Source organism: Micromonospora sp. 15K316 (assembly GCF_004348525.1).
Taxonomy (GTDB): domain Bacteria; phylum Actinomycetota; class Actinomycetes; order Mycobacteriales; family Micromonosporaceae; genus Micromonospora.
This window is the reverse complement of record NZ_SMKG01000345.1, coordinates 1-4,056: the sequence shown is the minus strand read 5'-3', so window position 1 is coordinate 4,056 and position 4,056 is coordinate 1. Positions and strand designations below refer to the sequence as shown.

The 4,056-nt window shown below is 73.0% G+C and carries 5 protein-coding genes, 1 tRNA gene and 1 pseudogene; 3 read left to right on the top strand and 4 right to left on the bottom strand.

Annotated features, from left to right (window positions below; translation table 11 throughout):
* Positions 1-712, top strand: a 712-nt coding sequence (locus tag E1211_RS31100) for a PLP-dependent aspartate aminotransferase family protein (RefSeq protein WP_207915580.1), incomplete at its 5' end; no start/stop codon positions are given.
* Between the two features lie 30 nt (positions 713-742).
* On the opposite strand, the gene E1211_RS31095 is transcribed toward E1211_RS31100, so the two are convergent.
* The 4 genes and pseudogenes from E1211_RS31095 to E1211_RS31085 form a co-directional block, all read right to left on the bottom strand.
* A complete protein-coding gene (locus tag E1211_RS31095) occupies positions 743-1,393 on the bottom strand; it encodes an epimerase (protein ID WP_132353651.1) in 651 nt (216 codons plus the stop codon).
* A gap of 150 nt (positions 1,394-1,543) precedes the next feature.
* Positions 1,544-2,080 carry a hypothetical protein gene (locus E1211_RS31090; RefSeq protein ID WP_243709788.1) on the bottom strand — a complete coding sequence of 179 codons (537 nt, stop codon included), beginning with the start codon at positions 2,078-2,080 and terminating at the stop codon, positions 1,544-1,546.
* A 105-nt stretch (positions 2,081-2,185) separates the two neighbouring features.
* Positions 2,186-2,290, bottom strand: a pseudogene (locus E1211_RS33770) (helix-turn-helix domain-containing protein); the annotation flags it as partial.
* Positions 2,291-2,324: 34 nt separating this feature from the next.
* Positions 2,325-2,398, bottom strand: a tRNA-Leu gene (locus tag E1211_RS31085).
* Between the two features lie 102 nt (positions 2,399-2,500).
* On the opposite strand from E1211_RS31085, the gene E1211_RS31080 reads away from it, so the two are divergent.
* Both E1211_RS31080 and E1211_RS31075 read left to right on the top strand, forming a co-directional pair.
* Positions 2,501-3,121 (top strand): ANTAR domain-containing response regulator, encoded by a 621-nt coding sequence (locus E1211_RS31080; protein ID WP_132353647.1) that lies wholly within the window; start codon positions 2,501-2,503, stop codon positions 3,119-3,121.
* Positions 3,122-3,233: 112 nt separating this feature from the next.
* Positions 3,234-4,056: hypothetical protein (locus tag E1211_RS31075; protein WP_132353645.1), on the top strand; the 823-nt coding region annotated here is incomplete at its 3' end.

The following is a 4,056-nucleotide window of genomic DNA, read 5'->3' as shown; positions in this document are numbered from 1 at the left end:
CAGCGTCATCGTCGAGACCCCCGCCAACCCCACCTGCGACCTCGTCGACATCGCCGCCCTCGCCCAGGCCGCCGGCGACGTCCCACTCCTGGTCGACAACACCGTCGCCACCCCGGTGCTCCAGCGGCCCGCCCGGCACGGTGCCACCCTCGTCCTGCACAGCGCCACCAAGAGCATCGGCGGCCACGGCGACGTCCTCGCCGGCGTCGTCGCCTGCGACACCGACTGGGCGGCCCGGCTCCGGCAGGTCCGCGCGGTCACCGGCGCGATCCTCCACCCGCTCGGGGCGTACCTGCTCCACCGTGGCCTGCAGACCCTGCCGATCCGGGTACGCGCCCAACAGGCCGCCGCGGAGAAACTCGCCGGCTGGTGCGCCGACCACCCCGCCGTCGAGCAGGCGTACCACCCGTCCCTGCACGACCCGGCCGGGCTCGTCGGTCGGCAGATGAGCGGCACCGGCAGCCTCCTCGCCATCGACGTACGCGGCGGCGCGCCCGCCGCCGCGACCGTCGCCGGCGCCTGCCGCCTGATCACCCACGCGGTCTCCCTCGGCGGCGTGGACACCCTCATCCAGCACCCCGCCTCCCTCACCCACCGTCCGGTGGCCGGCGACGCCAAGCCGAACGGGGGACTACTGCGGATCTCGGTCGGCCTCGAGGACCCGGAGGACCTCCGGGCCGACCTGGCGCAGGCGCTCGCCCTGATCGGCTGACCGCCGGGCGCACCATCCGCCACCCGCCGGTCAGGCCAGATCGGGGCCGGTCAGCACCCGCCGGGGCGAGCCCTGCCGGGCCACCCGCAGCATCGCCCGACCGAGCCGGTCCGTGGTGGTCACCTGGTTCGGGAAGAGCCGGCGCAGCACCGGGAAGAGCGGCCGGGTGATCGCGTACCCGAGCCGGTACCAGCGGGTCTTCGACACCACGCCGTGGGTCGGCTGGATGAAGCCGGGCCGCGCCGCGTAGCCGTTGGGCAGCAGATCGAGCACGGCGTTCTCGGCGCGGCCCTTGACCCGCGCCCACATCACCCGCCCCCGCTCGGAAGAGTCGGTGCCGACCCCGGAGACGTAGACGAACGTCGCGGCGGGGCTCACCTCGACCAGCAGCCGGGCCGCCGCCACCGGGTAGTCGTGGCTGATCCGGGTGTAGGTCGCCTCGTCCACGCCGAGCGAGGAGACGCCCAGGCAGTAGAAGCAGGCGTCGACCCCGGAGAGTTCGTCGCGGACCCCGGCCAGCTCGCCGACGTCGGGCACCGTGATCTCGCGGAGCTTCGGGTGTCGCCGGCCGGTCGGCGTCCGCCCGATCACCAGCACACTCGTCACGTCGTCGGCGAGCAGGCACTCCCGCAGCACACCCTGCCCCACCATGCCGGTCGCGCCGAAGACGACAACCCTCACCGCCGCACCTCCGCCCGTTCCTCGCCCGGCTCACCCTGCGCGAGCCAGTGGCCGGGCAGGACGCGGTGGCATGCCCTGCCGCCGCTACGCCACCAGCCTGCCCGACGGCCGGCGACGAATAAATACCACCGCCCGGACATCCGGCTGAACTCACGACTTGGGACCGACGTGCCGGTCGAGCGTCGCGACCGCCTCCCGCCGGGCCACCGACAGCGAGTTGCGCCGGTTCATCCGCCAGGCGACGCCGAGCAGGTCGAGGGCCCACCGGCAGAGGTCGATGATGTCGGCCGACTCGTTGGTGAACAGGTAGCGCGGGTAGACGTACTCCCTTCCTCGCACCGTCACCCGGTTGCCGACCCGGCAGCCGTCGGAGTGGAACAGCCCCCGCGCGAAGTCGCCCGGGTGGGCGGCCACGATCTCCCGCTGCCACCCGGCCAGCACGATGGGCCGCTCGTGCTTCTTGCCCGGCCCGTGCTGCGGAAGCAGACAGGGCCAGTGGGTGCCGTAGCTCTGCACGCCGACGCACCCCTGCTTCTGGACGCGTTGCACGGCCCCGGCCAGCACCGCCTTCATGGCCTGCTCGCACGCGTCGATCAAATTGGGCCAACTGTTACTGCAAATGATCCGCAGCACCGGCACGCGGGCGGTGGTGACGAGATGGCCGTCGCCCAGATAGAGACCGAGCAAATACGCGTACGCTCGTTGATCTGTCGGATTGTGGTCAGGCCGACAGCGGAAGCAGCGGAGGGCCGTTCCCTGGAGCGCCGGCTCCGGTCGTGTCCGGCACCAGTCCCACACCGTGCGGTAGGAGACACCAACGCTCCGGGCCACGTCCGCCACGTTCGCGCCGGAGAGGTAGAGCCTTCGTGCGTGAGCGCGGATTTCAGGAGGATGCACGAATCCATCCTCGAACGGATGTACGACATTTCGGTGTCCCCGGTGGGATTCGAACCCACACTGTCGGAGGTTTGAGCTCCGTTTCTCTACCGGTTGGAATACGGGGACATCCGCGCGGAATGCTCTGGCGGCCACTCATAGGGTACCCACTACGCTAAGGGCGGCGACACCCGGCTGGGCGGGTGTCGCGTGCGACTGGTGGGGGTAGGGGTGGCCGAGACGCAGACGGATGCCGAGCGCAGGCGGGTACTGATCGCCGAGGACGAGGCGCTCATCCGGCTGGACCTCGCCGAGATGCTGGTCGAGGAGGGCTACGAGGTCGTGGGCGAGGCCGGTGACGGCGAGACCGCCGTCCGCCTCGCCGAGGAACTCAAGCCCGACCTGGTGATCCTCGACATCAAGATGCCGATCATGGATGGGCTGGCGGCGGCCGAGCGGATCGCCGGCGCCCGGATCGCCCCGGTGATCATCCTGACCGCGTTCAGCCAGCGGGATCTGGTCGAGCGGGCCCGGGCGGCCGGCGCGATGGCGTACCTCGTCAAGCCCTTCCAGAAGAGTGACCTGGTCCCGGCGGTGGAGATCGCGCTCTCCCGCTACTCCGAGGTCGCCGCGCTGGAGGCGGAGGTGGCCGGGCTGACCGACCGCCTGGAGGTCCGCAAGGCGGTGGAGCGGGCCAAGGGGGCCCTGATGACCACCTACGGGATGACCGAGCCGCAGGCGTTCAAGTGGATCCAGCGCACCGCGATGGACCACCGGATGACCATGAAGGAGGTCGCCGAGCGGATCCTCGTGGAGACCGCCGGCGGCGAGGCGCCGCGCCCAGCGTCCTGATCGACGGTCGGCCCGGCCTCGGAGCCGGGTCGACCGGGCGGGGGAGCGCGCGGCCGATCCCGATCGATAGCATCTGATGCGGCGTCGATCTCGCGGCCGAGCAGGAGGCAGCGTGTCCGTCCGGCCCGTGATGGTGGTGCTCGGCCTGATCGCCGTGCTCCTCACCGGCTGCGGGCACGCCACCTCGGTCGACGGCGACGTTCCGCGACCGGTTCACCCGACCTGGCGGCCGGTGACGCTGCCGGCGCCGCCGGGTGTGCCGGGCCGGCCGCTGCTGCGGGACGCGACGGCGTGTGCGGGCCGGTGGTACGTGGTGGGCGGGGTGGCGGATCCGGCGGGGGCGACCCGGCCGGCGGTCTGGTCGAGCGCCGATGGCGTGACCTGGTCGGTGTCGCGGCTGGTGCCGTCGAGCTTCTACGGCCGGCGGCACGTGCTCTACGCCGCCGCGTGCCGAGACGCCCGGCTGGCGGCGCTCGGGACGGTGAGCGGCGGGGTGCACGGCAATCCGCGGATCGGCGGTTGGGTCGAGGGTGCCGACGGGGCGGTCCGGGAGGTGGCGGCGCCGTTCGAGCGGTTCGGTGGTCCCCGGGCGGTGAGCGCGGCCCGGTTGGTGGCCGGTCCGTGCGGCTGGCTGATCGTCGGGTCGCGGGTCGACGGGGCGGCGGTATGGGCCTCCCCGGACGGCCGGGAGTTCACGTTGCGTGAGGGGCTGCCCGAGCTGGCCGGTGACCGGCGGGGCCGGACGGCGGCGTACGACGGGTTGGCCACCGGTTCGGGTTGGCTGGTGGTGGGTGCGGTGTCGCCGGCCGGCGGGACGGCGTTGGCGCCGCTGGCGTGGACCTCCCCGGACGGGTTGGTGTGGCGGCGGGCGGAGCTGCCGGCGCCGGGCGGTCGGGGGCAGGCGCAGCGGGTGGTGTCGGTGGGCGACGCGGTGG